20 protein-coding genes are annotated in these 25,036 nt (G+C 64.3%); 13 read left to right on the forward strand and 7 right to left on the reverse strand.

The window, feature by feature from the left end; all coding sequences use genetic code 11:
- Positions 1-6: 6 nt before the first annotated feature.
- Together WKW82_RS17180 and map are read right to left on the reverse strand one after the other, a co-directional pair.
- On the reverse strand, positions 7-2,580 hold the full coding sequence (locus WKW82_RS17180) for a [protein-PII] uridylyltransferase (RefSeq protein ID WP_422823506.1): 2,574 nt from the start codon (positions 2,578-2,580) through the stop codon (positions 7-9).
- A 26-nt stretch (positions 2,581-2,606) separates the two neighbouring features.
- A complete protein-coding gene (map, locus tag WKW82_RS17185) occupies positions 2,607-3,431 on the reverse strand; it encodes a type I methionyl aminopeptidase (protein ID WP_340343524.1) in 825 nt (274 codons plus the stop codon).
- A gap of 179 nt (positions 3,432-3,610) precedes the next feature.
- On the opposite strand from map, the gene purL reads away from it, so the two are divergent.
- Both purL and ygiD read left to right on the forward strand, forming a co-directional pair.
- Positions 3,611-7,654: a phosphoribosylformylglycinamidine synthase gene (gene purL / locus WKW82_RS17190; protein WP_340343525.1), complete on the forward strand. Its 4,044-nt coding sequence runs from the start codon at positions 3,611-3,613 to the stop codon at positions 7,652-7,654.
- Between the two features lie 4 nt (positions 7,655-7,658).
- The gene (gene ygiD / locus WKW82_RS17195) at positions 7,659-8,564 is read left to right on the forward strand and encodes a 4,5-DOPA-extradiol-dioxygenase (RefSeq protein WP_340343526.1); all 906 of its coding nucleotides are present in this window, start codon (positions 7,659-7,661) and stop codon (positions 8,562-8,564) included.
- A gap of 134 nt (positions 8,565-8,698) precedes the next feature.
- Here ygiD and WKW82_RS17200 read toward each other — a convergent pair whose 3' ends face one another.
- Genes WKW82_RS17200 through WKW82_RS17220 form a run of 5 tightly spaced genes read right to left on the reverse strand, consistent with a single transcriptional unit; the run spans position 8,699 to position 12,268 of the window.
- The gene (locus WKW82_RS17200; RefSeq protein WP_340343527.1) at positions 8,699-9,511 is read right to left on the reverse strand and encodes a peptidylprolyl isomerase; all 813 of its coding nucleotides are present in this window, start codon (positions 9,509-9,511) and stop codon (positions 8,699-8,701) included.
- A gap of 48 nt (positions 9,512-9,559) precedes the next feature.
- Positions 9,560-9,838: a BolA family protein gene (locus tag WKW82_RS17205; protein ID WP_340343528.1), complete on the reverse strand. Its 279-nt coding sequence runs from the start codon at positions 9,836-9,838 to the stop codon at positions 9,560-9,562.
- Entirely contained in the window at positions 9,835-10,377 is a 543-nt protein-coding gene (locus WKW82_RS17210) for a septation protein A (RefSeq protein ID WP_340343529.1), read from the reverse strand. Before WKW82_RS17210 ends, WKW82_RS17205 begins: the two co-directional genes overlap by 4 nt.
- Positions 10,374-10,790, reverse strand: coding sequence for a peptide-methionine (R)-S-oxide reductase MsrB (gene msrB, locus WKW82_RS17215; RefSeq protein ID WP_340343530.1), 417 nt, complete (start codon positions 10,788-10,790; stop codon positions 10,374-10,376). The genes WKW82_RS17210 and msrB overlap by 4 nt, the downstream gene beginning before the upstream one ends.
- Entirely contained in the window at positions 10,787-12,268 is a 1,482-nt protein-coding gene (locus WKW82_RS17220) for a protein adenylyltransferase SelO (protein ID WP_340343531.1), read from the reverse strand. Before WKW82_RS17220 ends, msrB begins: the two co-directional genes overlap by 4 nt.
- Before the next feature lie 129 nt (positions 12,269-12,397).
- Between WKW82_RS17220 and WKW82_RS17225 the strand changes: the two genes are divergently transcribed.
- The 11 genes from WKW82_RS17225 to WKW82_RS17275 all read left to right on the forward strand — a co-directional run bounded on the left by WKW82_RS17225 (position 12,398) and on the right by WKW82_RS17275 (position 25,030).
- Positions 12,398-14,041 (forward strand): 3-(methylthio)propionyl-CoA ligase, encoded by a 1,644-nt coding sequence (locus WKW82_RS17225; RefSeq protein WP_340343532.1) that lies wholly within the window; start codon positions 12,398-12,400, stop codon positions 14,039-14,041.
- Between the two features lie 150 nt (positions 14,042-14,191).
- Positions 14,192-15,433: a branched-chain amino acid ABC transporter substrate-binding protein gene (locus WKW82_RS17230; protein ID WP_340343533.1), complete on the forward strand. Its 1,242-nt coding sequence runs from the start codon at positions 14,192-14,194 to the stop codon at positions 15,431-15,433.
- A 95-nt stretch (positions 15,434-15,528) separates the two neighbouring features.
- Positions 15,529-16,476, forward strand: coding sequence for a branched-chain amino acid ABC transporter permease (locus WKW82_RS17235; RefSeq protein ID WP_340343534.1), 948 nt, complete (start codon positions 15,529-15,531; stop codon positions 16,474-16,476).
- A 3-nt stretch (positions 16,477-16,479) separates the two neighbouring features.
- Positions 16,480-17,775 (forward strand): branched-chain amino acid ABC transporter permease, encoded by a 1,296-nt coding sequence (locus tag WKW82_RS17240; protein ID WP_340343535.1) that lies wholly within the window; start codon positions 16,480-16,482, stop codon positions 17,773-17,775.
- A 13-nt stretch (positions 17,776-17,788) separates the two neighbouring features.
- Positions 17,789-18,559: an ABC transporter ATP-binding protein gene (locus WKW82_RS17245; protein ID WP_340343536.1), complete on the forward strand. Its 771-nt coding sequence runs from the start codon at positions 17,789-17,791 to the stop codon at positions 18,557-18,559.
- Position 18,560: 1 nt separating this feature from the next.
- Entirely contained in the window at positions 18,561-19,256 is a 696-nt protein-coding gene (locus WKW82_RS17250) for an ABC transporter ATP-binding protein (RefSeq protein ID WP_340343537.1), read from the forward strand.
- 183 nt (positions 19,257-19,439) lie between these two features.
- Positions 19,440-21,545, forward strand: coding sequence for a 3-hydroxyacyl-CoA dehydrogenase NAD-binding domain-containing protein (locus WKW82_RS17255; RefSeq protein WP_340343538.1), 2,106 nt, complete (start codon positions 19,440-19,442; stop codon positions 21,543-21,545).
- 20 nt (positions 21,546-21,565) lie between these two features.
- Positions 21,566-23,038, forward strand: coding sequence for a M20 family peptidase (locus WKW82_RS17260; RefSeq protein WP_340343539.1), 1,473 nt, complete (start codon positions 21,566-21,568; stop codon positions 23,036-23,038).
- A 30-nt stretch (positions 23,039-23,068) separates the two neighbouring features.
- Positions 23,069-24,244, forward strand: coding sequence for an acetyl-CoA C-acyltransferase (locus WKW82_RS17265; RefSeq protein ID WP_340343540.1), 1,176 nt, complete (start codon positions 23,069-23,071; stop codon positions 24,242-24,244).
- A gap of 2 nt (positions 24,245-24,246) precedes the next feature.
- Positions 24,247-24,702 carry a PaaI family thioesterase gene (locus WKW82_RS17270; protein WP_340343541.1) on the forward strand — a complete coding sequence of 152 codons (456 nt, stop codon included), beginning with the start codon at positions 24,247-24,249 and terminating at the stop codon, positions 24,700-24,702.
- A 127-nt stretch (positions 24,703-24,829) separates the two neighbouring features.
- The gene (locus WKW82_RS17275; RefSeq protein ID WP_340343542.1) at positions 24,830-25,030 is read left to right on the forward strand and encodes a hypothetical protein; all 201 of its coding nucleotides are present in this window, start codon (positions 24,830-24,832) and stop codon (positions 25,028-25,030) included.
- Positions 25,031-25,036: the final 6 nt, after the last annotated feature.

The following is a 25,036-nucleotide window of genomic DNA, read 5'->3' on the forward strand; positions in this document are numbered from 1 at the left end:
GGATTGCTAGGAAGCCAGCGCCTCCAGCAACTCCGTCTCGATCGCCAACTGCGCCCGCTGTCCCTGCAACTCCGGTCCGCTGATCAGGAAGGTGTCTTCCACCCGTTCGCCCAGCGTCGTGACCTTGGCGAGTTGCAGGTTCAGGTGATGCCGTGCCAGCACCCGCGCCACCGAATACAGCAAGCCCGTACGGTCGCTGGCCGAGATGTTGAGCAGCCAGCGTTGCGCCTTTTCGTCGGGCAGCAGGCTGATGCGCGGCTTGATCGGGAAGCTGCGCACGCGTCGCGACACGCGGCCCTTGCCGGGCGGGGGCAGGGCGCCGGCTTCGTCCAGCGTCTTGCTGAGGCCGGATTCGACCAGGCTGATCAGGTCGCGGTAGTGCTCGGGGATGAAGGTGGCGACCACCTGGAAGGTGTCCAGCGCATAGCCGTTGGTGGTGGTGTGGACCTTGGCATCCAGGATGCTGAAGGAGGCCTGCTCGAAGTAGCCGCAGATGCGCGCGAACAGGTCCATCTGGTCGGGCGTATAGACGACCACCTGCAAGCCTTCGCCCACTGGCGAGAGGCGGGCGCGGACCAGGGCTGCGGCATGCGGGTCGATCGGCACGCCATGCATCGGCACGCGGCGCGACAGTTGCTTCGCATGCCAGGCGATCTCGCCGGCGTCGTGGCGCATGAAGTAGCCGATGTCCAGCGTTTCCCAAAGCGCCTTGTGGGCATCGGCGGGTTGCGCGTAGAGCGCGAGTTCGACCAGGGCATCGTGCTTGCGCGCCTCGATTTCGGCACCGGCGTCGGGCATGTGGCCGCCCAGCGCACGCAAGGTGGCGCGGTAGAGGTCTTCCAGCAGCTTGCCTTTCCACGCGTTCCAGACGCGCGGGGAGGTGCCGCGGATGTCGGCGATGGTCAGCAGGTAGAGCGCGGTGAGGTAACGCTCGCTGCCGACCTTCTTGGCAAACGCGCCGATGACTTCCGGGTCGCTCAGGTCCTGCTTCTGCGCGATCGTGCTCATGGTCAGGTGCTCGGCCACGAGGAATTCGATGAGCTTCGCGTCTTCGCGGGCGATCTCGTGTTGCGCGCAGAAACGGCGCACGTCGAGCGCGCCGAGCCGCGAGTGGTCCCCGCCCCGGCCCTTGGCAATGTCGTGGAACAAGGCCGCGACGTAGAGGATCCACGGCTTGTTCCAGCCGGCCGCAAGCTGCGAGCAGAACGGGTACTCGTGCGCATGCTCGGCGATGAAGAAGCGCCGCATGTTGCGAAGCACCATCAGGATGTGCTGGTCCACCGTGTACACGTGGAAGAGGTCGTGCTGCATCTGCCCGACGATGCTGCGGAACACGCGCAGGTAGCGGCCCAGCACCGAGGTCTCGTTCATCAGCCGGAAGGCATGCGTGATGCCGCGCGGCTCCACCAGCATGCGCATGAAGGTGACGTGGTTCACGCGGTCATTGCGGAACTTGCTGTCCATCACGTGGCGCGCGTTGTAGAGCGCCCGCAGCGTGCGCGCCGACAGGCCCTTCACGCCGATGGTCTTCTGGTAGAGCAGGAAGGTCTCGAGGATCGCGTGCGGGTCGCGAAGGTAGAGGTCGTCGCTCGCCACCTCGATCAGGCCGGCCTTCTCGAAGAAGCGGTCGTTGATGCGCACCGGTTCCTCGCCCAGCGGCTGCAGCCGCTCGGAGATATTGAGCAGCAGGATGTGGTTGAGCTGGGTCACGGCCTTGGCCGCCCAGTAGTAGCGCCGCATCAGCGCTTCGCTGGCCTTGCGCTCGGATTCGCCTTCGTAGCCGAAGGTCGCGGCCACCGCGGTCTGCATGTCGAACACCAGGCGATCCTCGCGCCGGTTGGCGATCACGTGAAGGCGCGCGCGGACCAGGCTCAGCAGGGCCTCGTTGCGCTTGATCTGGCGCACCTCGAAGGCGGTGGCCAGGCCGTTCTTCGACAGGTCGTCCCAGCGTTGGCCGAAGCCCGCGGCCTTGGTCATCCACAGGATGACCTGCAGGTCGCGCAGGCCGCCCGGCGACTCCTTGCAGTTGGGCTCCAGCGCGTAGGGCGTGTTCTCGTACTTCTGGTGGCGGTGCCGCATCTCCTGCGACTTGGCGATGAAGAAGGCCTGCGGGTCCATCGCAGCCAGGAAGTCCTTGCGGAAGGCGGCGTAGAGCTTCTTGTCGCCGGCAATCAGGCGTGACTCGAGCAGCGAGGTCTGCACCGTCACGTCCTTCGCGGCTTCCGCCAGGCACTCGCCGAGCGTGCGCACGCTGGAGCCGATCTCCAGGCCCGCATCCCAGCAGCGGCCGATGAAAGCCTCCAGCCGCTCCGGCGCGACTTCGCCCTCGTGCGGTTCGGGCAGCAGCAGCAGCACGTCGACGTCCGAGTGCGGGAACAATTCGCCCCGTCCGAATCCACCCACCGCCACCAGCGACAACTGGTTGCCGAAGTCGGCGTCGCTCCAGAGGGCGCGCAGGGTTTCGTCGGCCAACGCCGACAACTGGCGCAACACGGTGTGCACGCTGCGCGTTGGCGCGCGCGAAAAGCGCAGGGTGTCGAACAGGGCGCGCTTGTGTGCGCGATAGGCCTCGCGCAGCATGGGTACGTCGACCGCGGCGGGGGCTGTCAAGTGGCCGTGGCCTTCACGAAAGAAGGCAGCGGCGGGCTGCCGGCCGACAAGGTCAGGACCTCATAACCCGTCTCGGTGACCAGCACCGAATGCTCCCATTGCGCGGAAAGGGAGTGGTCGCGCGTGACGATGGTCCAGCCGTCGTACTGGCCGCCCTTGGCGTCTTCCTTGATGTCGCGCTTGCCGGCGTTGATCATGGGCTCGATCGTGAAGATCATGCCGGGTTTGAGCTCTTCCATCGTCCCCGGGCGGCCGTAGTGCAACACCTGCGGTTCTTCATGGAAACGCCGGCCGACGCCGTGGCCGCAGAATTCGCGCACCACCGAATAGCCGTTGCCTTCCGCGAACTTCTGGATCGCGTGGCCCACGTCGCCCAGGTGCGCGCCGGGCTTGACCTGCAGGATGCCGTGCCACATCGCCTCGAAGGTGATCGAGCAAAGGCGCTTGGCCGCGATCGATGCGTCGCCGACGATGAACATCCGGCTGTTGTCACCGAACCAGCCATCCTTGATGACGGTCACGTCGACGTTGACGATGTCGCCCTTCTTCAGCGGCTTGTCGTTGGGAATGCCGTGGCACACCACGTGGTTGACCGAGGTGCACAGCGACTTGGGGTAGGGCGTGCTGCTTGCGCCCATGTAGCCGACCGTGGCCGAGGTGGTGCCCTGCTTGACCATGTATTCGGCGGCCCAGCGATCGATGTCGTTGGTCGTCACGCCGGGCTTGATCAGCGGTGTCAGGTGGTCCAGAACCTCGGAGGCAAGGCGGCACGCGACTCGCATGGCTGCGATGCCGGCGGCGTCGTTGTAGGAAATGCTCATAGCCCTCAATTATCCCTCTGCTGGAAAGGCCTGTTCACGGTATGTACGTGATGCCTGAAATCCAAAAGGACAAGCCGTAAAATCCCGGGCTCGCGCGGATGGCCCCAGTCAGCGGCCACCCGCCCCTTGTCCCCCGTCAGTCCCATTCCTAACCAGGCCGCCAAGGCCTCGCCCGACCCGTGACGCAGCCCGTGATCCCGCACCATCCCCTCGTCGTAACCCGTTTCGAGGGCGGCGACGCACTCAGCGATTTCCGGGCACGCCGGCTGTTGCCGCGCTTGCAGGCCGTCGATACTCGTATTGACGGTGTTTCAGCGCGCTTCGTCCACCTGGTGGCCACCGATGCGGCACCTGACGCGGCGCAGCAGTCGCAGTTGCAGGCGCTCCTGACCTACGGCGAGCCCTTCGAGGAAAAGGACGCCGGCGCCTCCGTCGTGGTGGCGCCGCGCCTGGGCACGGTGTCGCCGTGGGCCTCCAAGGCGACCGACATTGCCCACAACTGCGGTTTCGCGGTGCGACGCATCGAACGCGTCACCGAGTACCGGCTTTCGCTGAAGAAGCCGCTGCTCGGCAAGGCGCCGGTGCTCGACACGGACGCGCTGGTGGGCGTGGCGGCACTGCTGCACGACCGCATGACGGAATCCGTGTTGCCGACGCTGGAAAGCGCCTCGGCCCTGTTCGCCGAACTGCCAGCGCAGCCGATGGCGCATGTGGACGTGCTGGCAGGCGGGCGCGCAGCGCTGGTCACCGCGAACACGCAATTCGGCCTGGCGCTGGCCGAGGATGAGATCGACTATCTGGTCGAGGCCTTCACCCGGCTCGGACGCAACCCGACCGACGTCGAATTGATGATGTTCGCGCAGGCCAACAGTGAGCACTGCCGGCACAAGATCTTCAATGCCGACTTCGTGATCGATGGCCAGGCGCAGTCGCACAGCCTGTTCGGCATGATCCGCCACACGGAAAAGCAGAACCCGCAGCACACGGTGGTGGCCTATGCGGACAACGCGTCGATCATGGAAGGCACGCAGGTCGAGCGCTTCCTGGCGCGCGGCGGCGCCTATGGGAAGGAAAGCGCGCTCAGCCATGTGCTGATGAAGGTCGAGACGCACAACCATCCGACCGCGATTTCGCCGTTTCCCGGTGCTTCCACGGGCGCGGGTGGGGAAATTCGGGACGAGGGCGCCACCGGGCGCGGCTCCAAGCCCAAGGCTGGCTTGACGGGGTTCACGGTGTCGAAGCTGTGGCCGGAAGAGGGCCACTACGGCAAGCCGGAGCACATCGCCAGCCCGCTGCAGATCATGACCGAGGGCCCCCTCGGCGGGGCGGCATTCAACAACGAATTCGGCCGGCCCAACCTGCTGGGCTACTTCCGCGAATACGAGCAGGCCGTCAGTTCCGACGAGGGTACGGTGCAACGCGGCTATCACAAGCCGATCATGATCGCCGGCGGCCTGGGCAGCATCGACGCGGGGCAGACGAAGAAGATCCAGTTCCCGGCCGGCTCGCTGCTGATCCAGTTGGGCGGCCCGGGGATGCGGATCGGGATGGGCGGTAGCGCGGCCAGTTCGATGGCGACCGGGGCGAATGCGGCCGAGCTGGACTTCGACTCGGTGCAGCGCGGCAATCCGGAGATCGAACGTCGTGCGCAGGAGGTGATCAACCATTGCTGGCAGCAAGGGGATGCGAACCCGATCCTGGCGATTCATGACGTGGGCGCCGGCGGGTTGAGCAATGCGTTTCCGGAGCTGACCAATGATGCGGAGCGCGGGGCGCGTTTCGACCTGGGTGCCGTGCCACTGGAGGAGTCGGGTATGGCGCCGAAGGAGATCTGGTGCAACGAAAGCCAGGAGCGCTATGTGCTGGCGATTGCGCCGGAGTCGCTGGGGCAGTTCACTGCGTTTTGTGAGCGGGAGCGGTGTCCGTTTTCTGTGGTCGGGGTGGCGACCGAACAGCGGCAACTGTTGGTAGGGGAACTGGAAGAAGGCGGAGATGAGGGCACGGCCGTCGACATGCCCATGAACGTCTTGCTGGGCAAGCCCCCCAAGATGTTGCGCGACGTCAAGACCATCGCGCGCAAGTTCAAGCCGTTGGACCTCACTGGCGTCGACCTGCAAAAAGCCGCCATCGACGTGCTCTCCCACCCCACGGTGGCCTCCAAACGCTTCCTCGTCACCATCGGCGATCGCACTGTCGGTGGCCTGAGCCATCGGGACCAGATGGTTGGCCCGTGGCAGGTGCCGGTGGCCGATTGCGCGGTCACGCTGGCCGATTACACGGGATTTGCAGGCGAAGCAATGAGCATGGGCGAGCGCACGCCGTTGGCCGCGCTCGATGCGCCGGCGTCGGGCCGCATGGCGGTGGCCGAGTCGATCACCAACCTGCTGGCCGCGCCGATCGAGCTGTCGCGCGTCAAGCTGTCGGCCAACTGGATGGCTGCTTGCGGCGAGCCCGGCGAAGACGCCGCGCTCTACGAAACGGTCAAGGCCGTTGGTTTGGAACTGTGCCCGGCGCTGGGTGTGTCGATTCCTGTCGGCAAGGATTCGCTGTCGATGCGCACCCAGTGGTCCGACGGTGACGAGAAGAAAAAGGTCACGTCGCCGGTCAGCCTGATCGTGACGGCCTTTGCCACGTTGGCCGACGTGCGCGGCACCCTGACGCCGCAACTCGACGCCGAGGAAGCCGACACCACGCTGGTCCTTGTCGACCTCGGCCGCGGCCAGCATCGCATGGCCGGCAGCATCCTGGCGCAGACGCTGGGCCAGAGCGGCGATGCGGTGCCCGACCTCGACGATCCGGCCCAACTGGTGAGCCTGGTCAGCGCCGTCAACGCCCTGCGCGCCAACGGCAAGATCCTCGCGATGCACGACCGCAGCGACGGCGGACTGTTCGCCGCCGCCTGCGAGATGGCCTTCGCCGGCCATGTCGGCGTGTCGCTCAACGTCGACATGCTGGTCACCGAAGGCGACGGCATTTCCGACAGCCGCATGGAAACCGGCGACGCCAAGAACTGGGCCCAGCAAGTCAGCGCACGTCGCGAGGAACTCACGCTCAAGGCACTGTTCAACGAAGAACTCGGCATGCTGCTGCAGGTGCGCACCGCCGAGCGCAACGACGTGATGCAGGTGCTGCGCGCGCACGGCCTCAGTGCGCACAGCCATTTCGTGGGCAAGACCCGGCCCGAGTCGTCGTCGATGGAGGCAGGCAAGCGCAAGCTTGAAATCTGGCGCGATGCCAAGTCGGTGTTCAGCGCCAGCCTGCACGACCTGCACCAGGTCTGGGATTCGGTCAGCTGGAAGATCGCCCGCGAGCGCGACAACCCAGCCTGTGCCGACATGGAGCATGACGCCGCCGGCCGTCCGGAAGACCCCGGCATGCATGTCTTCCTCCCTCTTCCGCCAGCGGGAGAGGGTCGGGGTAAGGGCAGCAGCGCCACTACCGCACCGGCCTATCTGAAATCCCGCCCCAAGGTCGCCATCCTCCGCGAGCAAGGCGTCAACTCCCACGTCGAGATGGCCTACGCCTTCACCGAGGCCGGCTTCGAAGCCTTCGACGTGCACATGACCGACCTGCAATCGGGTCGGGCCGACCTGGCCAGCTTCCAGGGCATGGTGGCCTGCGGCGGTTTCAGCTACGGCGACACCCTGGGCGCCGGCATCGGCTGGGCCCGCAGCATCACGTTCAACCCGCGTCTGTCGGCCCAGTTCCAGCAGTTCTTCGGCCGGGGCGACACCTTTGGCCTCGGCGTCTGCAACGGCTGCCAGATGTTTGCCGAACTGGCCGACATCATTCCCGGCGCCGAGCATTGGCCGCGTTTCACCACCAACCAGAGCGAGCGCTTCGAGGCACGCCTGTCGATGGTCGAGGTGCTGGATTCGCCGAGCATCTTCTTCGGCGGAATGGCCGGCAGCCGCCTGCCCATCGCGGTCGCGCACGGCGAGGGCTATGCCAACTTCAAACACCGTGGCGACGCGAGCAAGGCCATCGCGGCGATGCGCTACGTCGACAACCATGGCCAACCGACCGAGCAGTACCCGTTCAACCCGAATGGCGGCGCTGGCGGCCTGACCTCGGTGACCACCGCGGACGGCCGCTTCACCGCGGTGATGCCACATCCGGAGCGCGTCTTCCGCAACATCCAGATGAGCTGGACCTCGGGCGACAAGAACGACCTCAGCCCCTGGATGCAGATCTGGCGCAACGCGCGCAAGTGGGTGGGTTGACCGCATGACGCTGCAGCGGCGCGCCTTCCTTGCCGGTGCACTGGCCAGCACGCTGCCGCTGGCCGATGCGCTCGCGGCCGAGAGCTTCAGGGGACTCCGGAAATCGCCGCGCATGCCGGTGCTGTTCGTGGGCCATGGCAGTCCGATGAACGCGATCGGCGACAACGCCTACCGGCGGAGTTGGCAGGCCATCGGCGCGGAATTCGGCGCGAAGTACCCCGCGCCGCAATTGATCCTCTGCGTCTCGGCGCACTGGCTCACGCGCGGCGGCTGGTACCTCACCGGCATGGCTCGGCCCAAGACGATCCACGATTTCGGCGGCTTTCCGCAGGAACTGTTCGACCAGCAGTACCCCGCGCCCGGCGCACCGCAGGCCGCGGCCGACATCGGCAAGACGCTGAGCCAGCCGTTCAGCGGCGCGCCGGTCGCGCTCGATGTGTCGGAATGGGGCTTCGACCACGGCACCTGGTCGGTCCTGAAGCCGATGTTCCCCAAGGCCGACATCCCGGTGCTGCAACTCAGCATGGACTACAGCCGCTCGCCGACCGAGCACTACCAACTCGGCCTGCAACTGAAGGCGCTGCGCGAGCGCGGTGTGCTGATCGTCGGCAGCGGCAATGTCGTGCACAACCTGCGCGCCACGCAACGCGACGCCGCGCCGAACCAGGCGTACGACTGGGCCATCGAGTTCGACAAGGTGGTCGCGGCGCAGATCGCGAAGGGCCAGTTGTCTGCGCTGCCCGACTTCAGGGCGCTCGGCGCCGTCGCCACGCAGGCGCATCCGACGCACGACCATTACCTGCCGCTGCTCTACGCCGCCGGTGCCGTGGAAGCCGGCGAATCGCCACGCTTCTTCAACGCCGATTTCCAGTCCGCCTCGATCTCGATGCGCTCGGTCCTCTGGGCATAAAAAAAGCGGCCCATGAAAGCCGCTTCCTGCTGTTCGTGAAACACCGCGGAACCGGCTTTGCCGGGCCGCCGGTGTTGCCCCCGGTAGGGGTTGGAGGAGCGCACGAAGTGCGCGGATCCTGGGGGCGAGCTTGTTTACTCCACCTTCGCCGCAGCGCGCAGGCTTTCCTGGTACTTCTGCAGCTTCTGCTGCTGCACTTGCTGCACGACCTGCGGCTTGACTTCCTCGAGCTTCGGGAATTTCGGCGCTTCGGCCTGGCGCACGTCGTCCAGGCGAATGACGTGGTAGCCGTATTCCGACTTGACCGGCGCCGGCGTGGTCTCGCCCTTCTTGAGCGCAACCATGGCGTTCGAGAACTCGGGCACCAAGCTGGCGGGATTGGCCCAGCCGAGGTCGCCGCCTTGCGCGCCCGAACCCTTGTCGGTGCTCTGCTTCTTGGCGATTTCATCGAAGTTGCCACCCTTCTTCAGGTCGGCAATGATCTTCTTGGCTTCAGCCTCGGTCTTCACCAGGATGTGGCGGGCCTTGTATTCCTTGCCGCCGCTGGCAGCGCTGCCACTGTTGGCGGCGACGGCCTTGTCGTATTCGGCCTGCACCTCGGCGTCGGTCACCGGATTGGCCTTGCGGTAGTTCTCGAACAGCGCGCGAATCATGACGGCCTGGCGGGCCAGTTCCATCTGGTTCTTGTAGTCGTCAGTCTTGTCGATGCCCTGCTTCTGCGCTTCCTGCATGAACACTTCGCGCAGCACGATTTCCTCGCGCAGTTGCGGTTGCATTTCAGGCGTCACCGGCTTCCCGGCTGCGGTGAGTTGCGACGCGAGTGCGTCCATGCGCGCCTTGGGCACGGCCTTGCCATTGACGATGGCGGCGTTCTGCGCGAGGGCGGACACGGGAACCATGCCGACCAGGACCGCGGCGGCAACGGCCTGCAAGATTTGTTTTTTCATGAGCATTTGGGGTGAGATGAAGGCGCGTCGGCCCTGGGGGAATGAGGCTCAGGAGGCCTCGATGGCAATGGCGTGAACGCCCTGTGCGATAAAAATGTGCAGCGCATCATACACAAGGCGATGCCGCGCCACGCGTGACTTGCCCGCGAAGAGCGGGCTGGAAATGCGGATGCGGAAATGGGTGCCGTAGCCCTCGGCGCCGGCACCGGCATGGCCTGCATGCGCCGCGCTTTCGTCGATCACTTCGAGCGCGGTGGGCTGCAGCGCGGCTTGCAGCGTCGCCTCCAGATCGCGCGCAACGGGCAGTCGGTGTTGTGTCGTGCTCATGCTGCAGGCTCGTCGTCCGACTTGAGGTGCGGCGAGATGTAGAGCCCCTGCGCGATCAGGAAGACGATGGGGAAGGCATAGCCCCACAGCTTGAAGTCGACCCAGGCCTCGGTGCTGAAGTAGGCCGCGACGTAGCCGTTGATGGCGGCCATGAACAGGCAGTACCCGATCCACGCGACGTTCAGGTGCGTCCAGATGCGGTGCGGCAGGCGCAACTGCTTTCCCAGCATCGACTCCAGGAAGTTCTTGCGGAAGCCCCAGAAGGCGATCGCCAGCGCAATGGCCATGGCGCTGTACAGGACGGTGGGCTTCCACTTGATGAAGCGGTCGTCGTGCAACGCAAGCGTGAGCGAGCCGAACAGCAGGATCAGCACCAGCGTGGCCTTCTGCATCGGCTCCAGGCGGCGGTGCATGAACCAGTGGATGGCCATCTGCAGCGCCGTGGCCGCCATCAGCACGCCCGTGGCCATGTAGATGTCGTACAGCTTGAAGGCGCCGAAGAACAGCAGGATCGGAAAGAAGTCGAGGAGCAGTTTCATTCAGTGGTGGGTTTGAAGTCGAGCGAGGCCGAGTTCATACAGTAGCGAAGACCGGTTTCCGTGGGGCCGTCGGGGAACACGTGGCCGAGGTGCGCGCCGCAATTGGCGCAGACATTTTCGGTGCGAACCATGCCGTGCGAACGATCGACGATGTTGCGGATCGCGCCGGGCACGGCTTCTTCCGAAAAGCTGGGCCATCCGCAGCCGGCGTCAAACTTGGTGCCGGATTCGAACAGCTTGGCGCCGCAGCAGACGCAGTGGTAGGTGCCGTCGGCCCAGTGCGCTTCGTACTTGCCGGTGAAGGGGCGTTCGGTGGCGGCGTGGCGCGTGATCTCGAAAGCGCCGCGCTCCGCGCCCTTTTCGGCGAGCAGCGCCTTCCATTCGGCGTCGGTTTTCTGGACGGGTGTGGTCATGACGAACAGCTGATTTCGATGGAGGAAGCCCAGTCGGGCGGAAAGCCGGCGTAGTCGTCGAAGCCGGGGTGTTCTTCAAACGGGGTTTCGAGCAGCTTCAGCAGGGTCGCGACGCCGCTGTAGTCCTTGCGTTGCGCAGCTTCGATCGCCTTCTGACCCAAGTGGTTCCGCAACACGAACTTCGGATTGGATTGGAGCATCAGTGCTGCCGCCGCTGCCCTGGGGACCGAGGCATGGCGGTCTATGAACAAATTCAGCCAGACGTCGAATCCGGCGGCGTCGACAAACAGGTCGCGCACCGTCTGCACGTCGGCGCCGGCCATGTGCTGCGAAAGCCTGCGCCAGAAGATGGTCCAGTCGGTCTGTTCCTGGCGCAGCACCGCCAGCAATCCTTCAACGAGCGGGAGGTCTCCGTCCTGCGCATCGGGCAGGCCGAGCTTGGCGCGCATGCGGCCCAGGAACTCGCGCGGAAACACGGCCTGGTAGGACTCCAGCGCGGCCAGCGCCGTTTCCTTCTCGCCGATCAGCGGCAGCAGCGACTGGCCGAGGCAATAGAGGTTCCAGTAGGCCACGCTGGGCTGCTGGTTGTAGGCATAGCGGCCGCCGGTGTCGCTGTGGTTGCAGATGTGGCGTGGATTGAAGCCGTCGAGGAACTGAAATGGCCCGTAGTCGATGGTGAGCCCGAGGATGCTCATGTTGTCGGTGTTCATCACGCCGTGGCAGAAACCCACCGCCTGCCATTGCGCCATCAGCGCCGCGGTGCGCTCGCTCACGGCTTCCAGGAAGGCGGCGTAGGCATTGCCGCCGAAGCGGTCGGTCAGCCGGCATTCCGGATAGAAGCGATCGATGACGAAGTCGGCCAGCGTGCGCAGTTCGTCGAGCTTGTCGCCGGCCCAGAAATGCTCGAAGTGGCCGAAGCGGATGAAGCTCGTCGCGGTGCGCGTGACGACCGCGGCGGTCTCGATTTCTTCGCGACGCACGCGCGCATCGGAGCCGGTCACGCAGAGGGCGCGCGTGGTCGGGATGCCGAGTCCTTGCATGGCTTCGCTGCAGAGGAATTCGCGAATGCTGGAACGCAACACCGCGCGGCCGTCGCCCATGCGGGAATAGGGCGTGAGGCCTGCGCCCTTCAGTTGCACTTCGAAGCCGGATTCAGACTGGCCGAGCATGATGGCGCGCCCATCGCCCAGTTGCCCGGCCCACACGCCGAACTGGTGCCCGCTGTAAACACTGGCCAGCGGGTCCATGCCCGGGAGCAAGGCGTTGCCGGTGAACACTTCCAGTGCCTCGGAAGACAGGAACCACTCGGCCTCGAGTCCGAGTTGCTGCGCCGCCGCATTGCTGCGTCCCACCCAGTACGGATCGGGCAGCGGCGTGGGCTGCAAGCGGGTGAAGAACTTCGGCGGCAGCGTCGCGAATTCATTGCGCCAACGCAGGCCGGATTCATCAGCAACCATCGCATTCGAAGGGATATTCATGCACCCGATTGTCCGTTCTTTCGAGTGGCGGGAAGGCGCTACGGGCATTCCCCCAACCAGGCCGGTGCTGCGCTGCGCAATACTCCGCGCTGCCATTTTTTTGTCGATTCAGGAATCAGGAGACTTCCCATGCTCGGTTTGATGCAAGAACAACCGCTGCTGATCTCGTCATTGCTCGAGTTCGCAGACCGCCACCATCGCGACGCCGAGATCGTTTCGCGCCGCTTCGAGGGTGACATCCACCGCTACACCTGGGCCGACATGGCTGTGCGCGCCCGCAAGGTCGCCAATGCGCTCGACCAGGAGGGCCTGCTCTTCAGTGACCGCGTTGCCACGCTGGCCTGGAACGGTTACCGGCACCTGGAGGCGTACTACGGCGTGAGTGGCTCGGGCCGTGTGCTGCACACCATCAACCCGCGCCTGCACCCTGACCAGATCGCCTGGATCGCCAACCATGCGGAAGACCAGGTCCTGATGTTCGACCTGAGCTTCCTGCCGCTGGTGCAGGCAGTGCATGCGCGTTGCCCGACCATCAAGAAATACATCGCGCTGTGCGATGCCGACAAGCTGCCGGCGGACAGCGGCGTGCCCGGCCTGGTCAGCTACGAAGACTGGATCGCACCGCATTCGAGCGACTACGCCTGGCCGAGCTTCGACGAGAACTCGGCGTCCAGCATGTGCTACACGAGCGGCACGACCGGCAACCCGAAAGCTGCGCTCTACAGCCACCGTTCGTCCGTGTTGCATGCGTATGCGGCAGCGCTGCCGGACGTGATGTGCCTGTCGGCGCGCGACTCGGTGCTGCCGGTCGTACCGATGTTCCACGTCAATGCCTGGGGTATTCCGTATTCGGCCGCGCTCACCGGTTGCAAGCTGGTGTTCCCGGGCGCCGCGCTCGACGGCAAGTCGGTGTTCGAACTGATCGAGAACGAGAAGGTCACTTTCGCGGCCGGCGTGCCCACGGTCTGGCAGATGATGCTCGGCCACATGCAGGCCAACAACCTGCGCTTCTCGACGCTCAAGCGCACGGTGATCGGCGGCTCGGCCTGCCCGCCGGCGATGATCAAGGCGTTCCAGGAGGGCTATGGCGTGGAAGTGCTGCACGCCTGGGGCATGACCGAGATGAGCCCGCTGGGCACGCTGTGCACGCTCAAGAACAAGCACCTGAGCCTGTCGCCCGACGAGCAGACCGCGATCCGCCTGAAGCAGGGCCGCGCGATCTTCGGCGTCGACATGAAGATCGTCGACGGCGACGGCAAGGAACTGCCGTGGGACGGCAAGGCCTACGGCGACCTGCTGGTGAAAGGCCCCTGGATCGTCAAGGAATACTTCAAGGGCGAGGGCGGCGATCCGCTGATCCCCGACGAGAACGGCCGCGGCTGGTTCCCGACCGGCGACGTCGCCACCATCGATGCCGACGGCTTCCTGCAGATCACCGACCGCAGCAAGGACGTGATCAAGTCCGGCGGCGAATGGATCAGCTCCATCGAGATCGAGAACATCGCCGTCGCGCACCCGGCCATCGCCATGGCCGCCTGTGTCGGCGTGTTCCATCCGAAGTGGGACGAGCGTCCGATCGTCACTGTGGTCAAGCGCCCCGGCCAGGAGGTCACGCGCGAGGAATTGCTGAAGTTCTACGAAGGCAAGACAGCCAAGTGGCAGATTCCCGACGATGTCGTGTTCCTGGACGCCATTCCGCTTGGCGCGACCGGCAAGATCCTGAAGACGAAGCTGCGTGAGCAACTAAAGGGCTACAAGCTGCCAGGGCTGTGATGGTTTTCTACCGATCGGTAGCAAACAGTGTCGCCTGAGCGATAGAAACGGGCGTTTCGCGGGCTGGCTTAGGGACATTCCCTGAGGGGTGGCCCCGGAAAGCCCCGTACGCTCGCACCACTTTTTCTGAACCCTTGTGGAGATGTTTCAATGAAATTTGCCCTGAAGTTCCTGGCCGGCACTGTCATGCTGGCCGCCGCTACCGGCGCGCTTGCCCAAAAGGGTGAGACCGTCAAGATCGCGATGATCGAAGGCCTTTCCGGTGCCATGGGTAACGTGGGCCAGAACCAGCTCAAGAACTGGCAGTTCCTGGCTGCCAACCTCACGGCTGCGGAGAATCCGGCCGGGGTGAAGTTCGAGATCGTTCCCATGGACAGCAAGAGTTCGCCGCAAGAGGCGTTGAACCTGCTCAAGGCCGCTACGGACCAAGGCATCCACTACGTCGCGCAGGGCAATGGTTCCCACGTGGCCGTGCCGCTGTCGGATGCAGTGGCCAAGGCCAATGAACGCAATCCCGGCAAGGAAATCGTCTATCTGAACTTCTCGGCGGTCGATCCTGTCCTGACCAACGAGAAGTGCAACTACTGGCACTTCAGCTTCGATGGCAACACCGCCATGAAGATGGAAGCTTTGACGAGCTTCATGAAGGACCAGCCGAAAATCAAGAGTGTCTACCTGATCAACCAGAACTATTCGCATGGCCAGCAGCTTGCGAAGTACTTCAAGGAAAGCCTGGCCCGCAAGCGCCCGGATGTGAAGATTGCCGGCGAGGATCTGCATCCCCTCGGCCAGGTCAAGGATTTCGCGCCCTACGTGGCCAAGATCAAGGCATCCGGTGCAGACACGGTCGTGACCGGCAACTGGGGCCAGGACATGACCCTGCTGGTCAAGGCCATGAACGAAGCCGGCCTGAAGACGCCGCTGTACGCCTACTACGCCGGTGTCTCGGGCACGCCGACGGCCCTGGCGGCGGGTGGCGACCTGGAGGTCTACCAAATCTCCTACAACCACTCCAACTACACGGGGCGGATGAACCAGTTGATGAACGAGTTCCAGGGGAAGTTCGGCGACGACTTCTATACGTTCTCGATCTACAACATCCTCACCGCCTTGAGCAACGCCATGGCCAAGGCCAAGTCGACCGATCCGGTCAAGGTGGCCGCAGCCATGGAAGGCCTGAAGTTCAACGGCTTCAACGGCGAGAGCGAAATCCGCAAGACCGACCACCAGTTGCAGCAAGGCCTCTGGATCTCCAAGTGGCAGAAGGTTGATGCCAAGAACAAGTACAACGTCGAGAAGACCGGCTACACCTTCGCTCCGGTGAAGTACCTGGAGCCCTACGTCTCGAGCACCCCCACGTCCTGCCAGATGAAGCGTCCGAGCGCTGGCTGAGGCGCCATGACACTGGACGCCGGCGGGTGATGCAAATCGCTCCCCGGCGTTTTTTCATGGCTTTCCCAAAAACGAACTAGGAGGATGGCTCGCAAATGGAATTCTTCGTCATTTCGCTCCTGAACGGGCTCAGCTACGGGCTGCTGCTGTTCATGTTGAGCTCCGGACTTACCTTGATCTTCAGCATGATGGGCGTGCTGAATTTCGCGCACACCAGCTTCTACATGCTGGGTGCATATTTCGCATTCACGATTTCCGGTGTCGTCGGCTTCTGGCCGGCACTGGTGATCTCGCCGCTGGTTGTCTTCGCGCTCGGCGCCGCATTCGAGCGGTACTGCCTGCGCCGGGTCCACAAGTTCGGGCATGTGCCTGAATTGCTGGTCACCTTCGGCCTGTCGTACCTGATCCTTGAACTGGTGCAATTGATCTGGGGGCGCTCGGTGGTGCCGTATGGCTTGCCGTCGCAACTCGAAGGGCCGCTGTTCACGATCTTTGGCACGCAGTTCCCGAAGTCGAAGTCGTTCATCATGCTGGTGGCGCTTCTGATGCTTGTCTCGGTCTGGTTGCTGCTGACGCGCACGCGCATCGGGCTGGTGATCCAGGCCGCGCTCAAGCATCCGGAGATGGTCGAGGCGCTCGGGCACAACGTGCCGCGCGTCTTCATGCTGGTGTTCGGTGGTGGCGCCGCGCTGGCGGGACTGGCCGGCGTGATCGGCGGCAACACCTACGTGACCGAGCCGGCGATGGCTGGCGCCGTAGGTTCCATCGTGTTCGTGGTGGTGGTGGTGGGCGGCATGGGCTCCTTGGCGGGCGCCTTCCTGGCGTCGCTGCTGATCGGCGTGCTGCAGACCTTTGCCGTGGCGATGGACCAGTCCATCGGCGGTGCGTTCCAGTCGATGGGCATGGCGGTCACCGACAAGACCTTCGGCTATGAACTCCTTCAACTCAAGATCTCGCAGATTGCGCCGATCCTTCCGTACCTGTTCCTGGTGCTGATCCTGATATTCCGCCCCAAGGGCTTGCTCGGCACGCGGGAGGACTGACACATGGCCACTTCCAATCCAAATCGTCCCAAGGTCATGGGTGCCGGTCGCATTGCGATCTGGTCGCTGTTCGCGGTCGCGATGATCGTCGCGCCGCTGATCTTCCGCAGCAGCCTGGCGCTGACGATCCTCTCGCAGATCGGCTACTTGATCATCATCTGCCTCAGCTACAACATGATCTTCGGGCAGGGCGGCATGCTGAGCTTCGGCCATGCCGTGTACACCGGCATGGGGGCCTTCATTGCCATCCATGCGATGAACCTCGCGGCCGAGGGCAGCTTCAAGGTGCCGCTGGTGCTGATTCCGCTGGTGGGGGGGCTCGGAGGCATGTTCTTTGCCATCCTGTTCGGCTTCGTGACCACCAAGAAGGCGGGCACGACCTTCGCGATGATCACGCTGGGCATCGGTGAGTTGGTGGCCTCGATGGCACTGATGTTCCCCGGCTTCTTCGGCGGCGAAGGCGGTGTCACGAGCAACCGGACGTACGGCACCTTCATGGGGGCGAACTTCGGCCCGCAGCTTCAGGTGTACTACCTGATCGCGGTCTACTGCTTCATCTGTACCGCGCTGATGTTCGCCTTCACCGGAACGCCGCTTGGCCGCATCCTGAATGCGGTGCGCGACAACCCGGAACGGGTCGAGTTCATCGGCTACAACACGCAGCGGGTGCGCTACTTCGCTTTCATCATCGCCGGCTTCTTCGCGGGCATTGGTGGCGGTCTGGCAGCGATCAACTTCGAGATCGTGAACGCGAGCGACAGCTTGAGCGGCTTGCGTTCGGGTGGCTACCTGCTGTTCACCTTCCTAGGTGGGGCGACCTTCTTCTTCGGGCCGATCATCGGTGCGGTGCTGCTGGTGCTGGCCTCGGTGCTGCTGTCGGAACTGACCAAGGCCTGGCTGCTGTACCTGGGCCTGGTGTTCCTGCTGATGGTGATGTTCGCGCCGGGCGGCGTGGCCAGCCTGATCATGATGAACCTGCGGGTGGCCAAGTTCGGGCGATTCAAGCCGTTCTGGTCGCTGTACGCGGGGCTGATCGTGACGGGTGGGCTGCTGGTGGTGGGCGCAGCGGCGTTGGTCGAAATGGTCTATCACATCCAGCTCAACGCGGCGCTTGGACCTGAGGTCCGTTTCGCGGGCCTGACACTGGACACGTCGAGCATGGGCAGTTGGTTGGGCGCGGCGGCAGTGGCGCTGGTCGGCCTGGCGCTGATGGAAATTGTTCGACGCAAGTTCGCGCGCGCCTGGGGCGCCGCGCAGGAATACATCGAAGCAGAAATCAAGCGCATGGAGGCTGCATAAGCAGGGCAGGGCAATGACTTACGCACTCGAACTCAAGGACTTGCGCAAGAGCTTTGGCAAGACCGACATCATCCGCGGCGTGAACCTGGCGGTGAATGCCGGGGAGCGCATCGCAGTGATCGGCCCCAACGGCGCTGGTAAATCGACGCTGTTCAACCTCATCAGCGGGCGCTTGCAGCCCAGCAGTGGCGAGGTGCTGCTGAACGGGCAGCGCATCGACGGCAAGACGCCGTTCGAAATCAACCGCCTCGGGCTCGCGCGCAGCTTCCAGATCACCAATGTGTTCCCGAAGCTGAGCGTGTTCGAAAACCTGCGCTGCGGCTTGCTGTGGCATACGGGTGCTCGCTACAGCTTCCTGCGCTTCCTGTCGAACCTCGACGAGGCCAACGCGCGGACCGAGGAATTGGTGCGCCAGATCGGGCTGGAACGCAAGCGCGACGTGCAGGCGGTGAACCTCACATACGCCGAACAACGCGCGCTGGAGATCGGCGTGACCATCGCGGGTGGGGCCAACGTGATCCTGCTGGACGAGCCGACCGCCGGCATGAGCAAGACGGAGACTTCGCACTTCATCGCGCTGATCAAACACGTGACGGTCGGCAAGACACTGCTGACCGTGGAGCACGACATGGGCGTGGTGTTCGGCCTGGCCGACAAGATCGCCGTGGTGGTCTACGGCGAGGTGATTGCCTTCGATACGCCCGCTGCGGTGCGCGCCAATGCGAAGGTGCAGGAGGCGTATCTCGGTTCATCGGTCGCCGACGCGCAAGGGGCGGGACACTGACATGCTGAAACTCAACGATATCCACGCCTACTACGGCAAGAGCCATGTGCTGCATGGCGTTTCCTTCGAGGTCGGCAAGGGCGAGATCGTCGCGCTGCTGGGCCGCAACGGCTCCGGCCGTTCGACCACGGCCAAGGCCATCATGGGCCTGGTGCATGCCGAGGGCCAGCTCGAATGGAAGGGCCAGGACATCCTGCGCAAGAAGGCCTACGAGATCGCGCATCTGGGCCTGGGCTACGTGCCGGAGAACCGCGACATCTTCCCGAAGCTCACCGTGTCGCAGAACCTGCTGCTCGGCCAGAAGGGCTCGGGCAAGGGAAGCCGCTGGACCTTCAAGGACATGTACGAGATGTTCCCGCGCCTCAAGGAGCGCGAGCACACGGAGGCCGGCGTGCTCTCCGGCGGCGAGCAACAGATGCTGACGCTGTGCCGCACGCTCATGGGCGACCCCGACCTGATCATCATCGACGAGCCGACCGAAGGCCTGGCGCCCAAGATCGTCGAGTTGGTGGGGCAGTACCTGCAGACGCTCAAGAGCCGCGGCATCTCGGTGCTGCTGATCGAGCAGAAGCTCACCATCGCGATGCACATCTCCGACCGGGCGCTGGTCATGGGGCATGGCAGCATCGTGTTCGACGGCACGCCGGACAGCCTGCGTGCCGATGCGACCACGCGAAAAGAGTGGTTAGAGGTCTGAGAATTCGGCCCTTGTCCCGGTAGCGACTGCGGCGAAATTCACTGTTCGCCGTAAGCGCCTAGAATTTTAAAAAGAACACTCGTGCTATTCGGCGACGGGTGAGTGCGAGGTCCTCACCACGTGGGGCGGGCGCTCTCCGGCCGATTCTTCGTTTTTTCACTTCCCCATTCAAAGGAACGCGCCATGACGGCTGAATACAAGGTGCTCGGCGAGATCGCCGTGATCACCATGACCAATCCCCCGGTCAACGGTCTCGGTTTTTCGACCCGCGTCGGCATCACCGACGGTCTGAGCAAGGCCAACAACGATCCGGCTGTCAAGGCGATTGTCATCACGGGCGCCGGCAAGGCGTTCTCCGGTGGGGCGGACATCAAGGAATTCGGCACGTCGAAGGCGCTGCAGGAACCCAACCTGCTGAGCGTGATCCTCGCGCTGGAAGCCTCGCCGAAGCCGATCGTGGCTGCGATTCATTCGGTGGTCATGGGCGGCGGCCTGGAATTGGCTCTGGGTTGCCACTATCGCGTGGTCGCACCGGGCACCAGCGTCGCACTGCCTGAAGTCAAGCTCGGCCTGCTGCCCGGCGCCGGCGGCACGCAGCGCCTGCCGCGCGTGCTGGGGGTGGAGACCGCGCTCAACATGATCGTCAGCGGCGAGCCGGTCAAGAGCGAACTGCTCGCCTCGGCACCTGGCCAGAAGCTGTTCGACAAGCTCGCGGCCTCGGCCGAGTCGCTGTTCGACGAAGCGGTTGAATTCGCCAAATCCGTCGCCGGCAAGTCGCCCGCCGAACTGCCGCTGGTGCGCAACCTGCCGTGCAAACACCCGCAAGGCGATGCCTACTTCCAGTTCGCCAAGAACATGGTCACGGGCATGTCGAAGAACTATCCGGCGCCGCTCAAGTGCCTGGAGGCTGTGCGGGCAGCAACCACGATGAAGTTCAACGATGGCATGGCCGAGGAACGCCGCCTGTTCACGCAGCTGATGCTGTCGCCGGAATCGTCGGCGTTGCGCCACCTGTTCATGGCCGAGCGCGCGGCCAGCAAGATCCCCGACGTGGCGGAAGACACGCCCCAGCGCGCGATCAAGTCGGTCGGCGTCATCGGCGCCGGCACCATGGGCGGCGGCATCTCGATGAACTTCCTGAACGCGGGCATCCCGGTCAAGATTCTCGAGATGAAGCAGGAAGCGCTGGACCGCGGGGTCGCCACGATCAAGAAGAACTACGAAGCCCAGGTCAAGAAGGGCAAGCTCAAGCAGGACAAGTACGACCAGCGCATGGCGCTGCTGTCGACCACGCTGAGCTACGACGACCTGAAGGACTGCGACTTGATCATCGAGGCCGTGTTCGAAGAGCTCGGCGTCAAGGAAGCCGTGTTCAAGGAACTCGATCGCGTGGCCAAGCCCGGCGCGATCCTGGCCTCCAACACCTCGACGCTGGACGTCGACAAGATCGCTGCCTTCACCAAGCGTCCGCAAGACGTGGTCGGCATGCACTTCTTCAGCCCGGCCAACGTGATGAAGCTGCTGGAAGTGGTGCGTGGCAAGGAGACCGCCAAGGACGTGCTGGCCACGGTCATGGCGATTGGCAAGAAGATCAAGAAGACCTCGGTCGTCTCTGGCGTGTGCGACGGCTTCATCGGCAACCGCATGATCGAGCAGTACTCGCGTCAGGCCGGTTTCCTGCTGGACGAAGGTGCGACGCCGCAGCAAGTGGACAAGGCCATCGAGAAGTTCGGCTTTGCCATGGGCCCGTTTCGCATGGGCGACCTGGCCGGCAACGACATCGGCTGGGCGATCCGCAAGCGCCGCGCCACCGAGCGTGCCGACATGAAGTACAGCCGCACGGCCGACAAGCTCTGCGAACTGGGCCGCTTCGGCCAGAAGACCGGCGCAGGCTGGTACGACTACCAGGCCGGCAAGCGCGACGCGATCCCGAGCCAGGTCGTGCTGGACCTGATCGAGCAGCACCGCAAGGACGAAGGCATCACGCCGCGCAAGATCTCCGATGAGGAAATCGTGCAACGCCTGGTGTACGCGCTGGTCAACGAAGGCGCGCACATCCTGGAAGACGGCATTGCGAGCAAGGCCGGCGACATCGACATGGTGTACCTGACCGGCTACGGCTTCCCGATCTTCCGCGGTGGCCCGATGCACTATGCGTCGCAAGCCGGCCTCTACAACGTGGCCGAGACGATGCGTCGCTTTGCGAAGAACCCGCGTGACGATGGCAAGTTCTGGGAGCCGGCTGCGCTGATCCAGAAGCTGGTGGCTGAAGGCAAGAGCTTCAGCTGAGACAGGAAGAGACCGCAACTGTGATCAAGCGAGTTTTTCAAATCCTGCTGCTGGTGGTTCTGCTGCTGGCAGCGGCGGTTGCGGTCAAGACGTGGCGCACGCCGTCGCGTCAGGTGGCGGTGGCGGCAGTCACCCCGCCCGCCATCGATACGGAGGCGGCTGCGAAGCGGCTGTCCGCATCGATTCAATTTCGCACCGTGTCGAGCCTCGACGACCCCAAGGGGAATAACGCCGAGTTCGACAAGTTGCATGCCTTTCTCGCCGAGAAGTTTCCCAAGCTTCACGCGACGCTGAAGAAGGAAGTGATAGGCGATAACGCCCTGCTTTACACGTGGCAGGGCAGCGATCCGGCGCGCAAGCCGGTGGCGCTGATGGCGCACCAGGACATGGTGCCGATCGCGCCGGGTACCGAGAAGGCCTGGAGCGTCGACCCCTTTGCTGGAGAGATCAAGGACGGCTTCGTCTGGGGTCGCGGCACGATGGACAACAAGAGCAATCTGATGGCCCAGATGGAAGCCATCGAGTTGCTGATCGCCAGCGGCTTCAAGCCGCCGCAGACGATCTATCTGGTCATGGGCGACGACGAGGAAGTCAGCGGCCTGCGCGGCGCGCGGCCGATCGCCGAGTTGCTGAAGTCGCGTGGCGTGGAACTCGACTGGGTGCTCGACGAAGGCCTGCTGGTGCTCGACGGCGTGATGCCCGGGCTGAGCAAGCCGGCCGCGCTGATCGGCCTGGCGGAGAAGGGCTATGGCACTTTCTTCCTGACGCTCGATACGGCCCCGGGCCATTCGTCGATGCCGCCGCAGAAGAGCGCCATCGGCAGCATGAGCGCGGCGCTGGCTCGCCTGGAAGCGCACCCGATGCCCGGCGGCATCCAGGGCGTGGCCGCCGAGATGTTCGGCACGCTGGCACCCGAGATGGGCGGACTGAATCGCGTGCTGCTGTCGAACCTGTGGCTCACCGGCCCGCTGGTCACGAGCCAGCTCGAGAAGAGCCCGAGCAGCAACGCGATGCTGCGCACGACCACGGCGCTGACGATCATCCGCGCCGGCAACAAGGACAACGTGCTGCCGGGACGTGCCGAGGCCGCCGTCAATTTCCGCGTGCTGCCGGGCGACACCCTGGCCAGCGTCGAAGAGCACCTGCGCAAACAACTCGACAACGACGCGATCAAGATCAAGGCCTACCCGGGCAACTCCGAACCGTCGCCGGTGTCGCCAACCGACAGCGCGGGCTACCGCACGATCGAGCAGACCGTACGCCAGAGCTTCCCCGATGCGATCGTCGCGCCCGGCCTGATGACCGCGGCCACCGATTCGCGCCACTTCAGCCTCATCAGCAAGTCGGTCTACCGCTTCTCGCCGATCCGCGTGAAGTCCGAGGACCTGCCGCGCTTCCACGGCAACAACGAACGTGTGTCGATCGCCAACTACGGCGAGATGATCGGCTTCTATCACCAGCTGCTGCGCAACACCGCGTCGCAACCCCTGTAACCCTTCCAACTCTTCACTAAGGACATCACCATGACCAGCGCCGTCATCGTCTCTACCGCCCGCACACCGCTCGCCAAGAGCTGGAAGGGTGCTTTCAACATGACGCACGGCGCCACGCTCGGCGGCCATGCGGTGCAGCACGCGGTGCAGCGCGCTGGCATCGACCCGGCCTCGGTGGACGACGTGATCATGGGTTGCGCCACGCCTGAAGGCGCCACGGGTTCGAACATCGCGCGCCAGATCGCGCTGCGCGCCGGACTGCCGATCACCACCTCGGGCATGACCATCAACCGCTTCTGCTCCTCGGGCCTGCAGACCATTGCGACGGCAGCCCAACGCATCATCGCGGGCGAAGGCGATGTGTACGTGGCCGGCGGTGTCGAAAGCATCTCCTGCGTGCAGAACGAAGCCAATCGCCACATGGGCACCGACCCGTGGCTGGTCAAGCACAAGCCGGAGATCTACTGGAACATGCTTCAGACGGCAGAGAACGTGGCCAAGCGCTACAACATCGGCCGCGAGGCCATGGACGAATACGGCGCGCGCAGCCAGCAACGCGCCACCGCCGCTTTGGAAGCCGGCCTGTTCAAGGCCGAGATCGCCCCCATCACCGTGCTGGCCGGCGTGGCCGACGCCCAACTGGGCCTGCGCACCAAGGAAGTCGCCATCGAGAACGATGAAGGCATCCGCGCCGGCACCACCAAGGAAGGCATTAGCGGCATCCGCCCGGCCGTGCCCGGCGGTGTGATCTCGGCCGGCAATGCCAGCCAGTTCTCCGACGGCGGCGGCGCTTGCGTGCTGGTCGATGAAACGTACGCCCAGCAGAAGGGCCTTGCGCCGATCGGCCGCTTTCTCGGCTTTGCCGTGGCAGGTTGCGAGCCTGACGAAATGGGCATCGGCCCGGTCTACGCGATCCCGAAGGTGCTGAAGAAGCTTGGCCTGACGGTCAACGACATCGACCTGTGGGAACTGAACGAAGCCTTTGCGGTGCAGGTGATCTACTGCCGCGACAAGCTGGGCATCCCCGATGACCGCCTGAACGTGAACGGCGGCGCCATTGCCGTGGGCCATCCCTACGGCGTGAGCGGCCAGCGCCTGACCGGCCACGCCCTCATCGAAGGCAAGCGCCGCGGCGCGAAGAAGGTCGTGGTGACCATGTGCATCGGCGGCGGCATGGGTGCTGCCGGCGTGTTCGAGGTCTTGTGATCATGGCGGGCGGTGACCAGCAAGTCTCGCCCGACGCCTTCCTGGCGATGGGCCGCGAGGTGATTGCCTCGCAGCCTTTCAGCGTGCTGCTCGGCGCGGAGATGCATCAGCTCTCGCGCGGTTCCATCGACCTGCAGGTGCCCATCACCGACAAGCTCAAGCAGCAAAGCGGATTCGTTCACGGCGGGGTGCTCAGCTACCTTGCCGACAACGCATTGACCTTCGCAGGTGGGACTGCGATGGCCGTGCCCGTCGTCAATGCGGAGTTCAAGATCAACTATGTGCGGCCCGCCATCGGCGAGCGTCTCATTGCGCGTGCGAAGGCAGTGCATGTGGGCAGTACGCAGGCGGTTTGCACCTGCGAAATTTTCGTCGTGCAGGATGGCGAGGAGAAACTTTGCGCGCTTGCACAAGGCACGATCGCGCGCTTGCCCGACGGACAGAATCAGCCAAACTGAAGCACTTAGCCGACGACGATCAACCCGATGAAATCCATTCCCGACATCCTCCGTGCGCTTGCCAATCGCCCGAAAGACCGGATCGACGTCGAGGCGCTGGAGAAGATTCAACGCGGAGAGGATCCCCATGTCTGACTCGGTATCACTCAACTCGATTGCGCCAGCCCTTGCCGAAGCGCGCTTGCAGCAATCCCTCGCGCTGGTTGATTTCTTTGTTTCCCTTTGGTCCTCCAATCCAGCGTTGGCGAAGCAAGCCGGACGCAAGGTGGAGGAATTCATGATGCCGCGCGACGAGGTGCAACGTCGTCACGCGCACGATCTCGACTGAACACCA

Source organism: Variovorax rhizosphaerae (assembly GCF_037889975.1).
In the GTDB taxonomy this organism is placed as follows: Bacteria; Pseudomonadota; Gammaproteobacteria; order Burkholderiales; family Burkholderiaceae_C; genus Variovorax; species Variovorax rhizosphaerae.

Excerpts from the sequence above, each read along its gene's own strand:
- WKW82_RS17180 (WP_422823506.1), bottom strand. The coding sequence starts at position 2,580 with ATGCTGCGCGAGGCCTATCGCGCACACAAGCGCGCCCTGTTCGACACC.
- map (WP_340343524.1), bottom strand. The coding sequence starts at position 3,431 with ATGAGCATTTCCTACAACGACGCCGCCGGCATCGCAGCCATGCGAGTC.
- ygiD (WP_340343526.1), top strand. The coding sequence starts at position 7,659 with ATGACGCTGCAGCGGCGCGCCTTCCTTGCCGGTGCACTGGCCAGCACG.
- WKW82_RS17200 (WP_340343527.1), bottom strand. The coding sequence starts at position 9,511 with ATGAAAAAACAAATCTTGCAGGCCGTTGCCGCCGCGGTCCTGGTCGGC.
- WKW82_RS17205 (WP_340343528.1), bottom strand. The coding sequence starts at position 9,838 with ATGAGCACGACACAACACCGACTGCCCGTTGCGCGCGATCTGGAGGCG.
- WKW82_RS17210 (WP_340343529.1), bottom strand. The coding sequence starts at position 10,377 with ATGAAACTGCTCCTCGACTTCTTTCCGATCCTGCTGTTCTTCGGCGCC.
- msrB (WP_340343530.1), bottom strand. The coding sequence starts at position 10,790 with ATGACCACACCCGTCCAGAAAACCGACGCCGAATGGAAGGCGCTGCTC.
- WKW82_RS17220 (WP_340343531.1), bottom strand. The coding sequence starts at position 12,268 with ATGAATATCCCTTCGAATGCGATGGTTGCTGATGAATCCGGCCTGCGT.
- WKW82_RS17225 (WP_340343532.1), top strand. The coding sequence starts at position 12,398 with ATGCTCGGTTTGATGCAAGAACAACCGCTGCTGATCTCGTCATTGCTC.
- WKW82_RS17230 (WP_340343533.1), top strand. The coding sequence starts at position 14,192 with ATGAAATTTGCCCTGAAGTTCCTGGCCGGCACTGTCATGCTGGCCGCC.
- WKW82_RS17235 (WP_340343534.1), top strand. The coding sequence starts at position 15,529 with ATGGAATTCTTCGTCATTTCGCTCCTGAACGGGCTCAGCTACGGGCTG.
- WKW82_RS17240 (WP_340343535.1), top strand. The coding sequence starts at position 16,480 with ATGGCCACTTCCAATCCAAATCGTCCCAAGGTCATGGGTGCCGGTCGC.
- WKW82_RS17245 (WP_340343536.1), top strand. The coding sequence starts at position 17,789 with ATGACTTACGCACTCGAACTCAAGGACTTGCGCAAGAGCTTTGGCAAG.
- WKW82_RS17250 (WP_340343537.1), top strand. The coding sequence starts at position 18,561 with ATGCTGAAACTCAACGATATCCACGCCTACTACGGCAAGAGCCATGTG.
- WKW82_RS17255 (WP_340343538.1), top strand. The coding sequence starts at position 19,440 with ATGACGGCTGAATACAAGGTGCTCGGCGAGATCGCCGTGATCACCATG.
- WKW82_RS17265 (WP_340343540.1), top strand. The coding sequence starts at position 23,069 with ATGACCAGCGCCGTCATCGTCTCTACCGCCCGCACACCGCTCGCCAAG.
- WKW82_RS17270 (WP_340343541.1), top strand. The coding sequence starts at position 24,247 with ATGGCGGGCGGTGACCAGCAAGTCTCGCCCGACGCCTTCCTGGCGATG.
- WKW82_RS17275 (WP_340343542.1), top strand. The coding sequence starts at position 24,830 with ATGTCTGACTCGGTATCACTCAACTCGATTGCGCCAGCCCTTGCCGAA.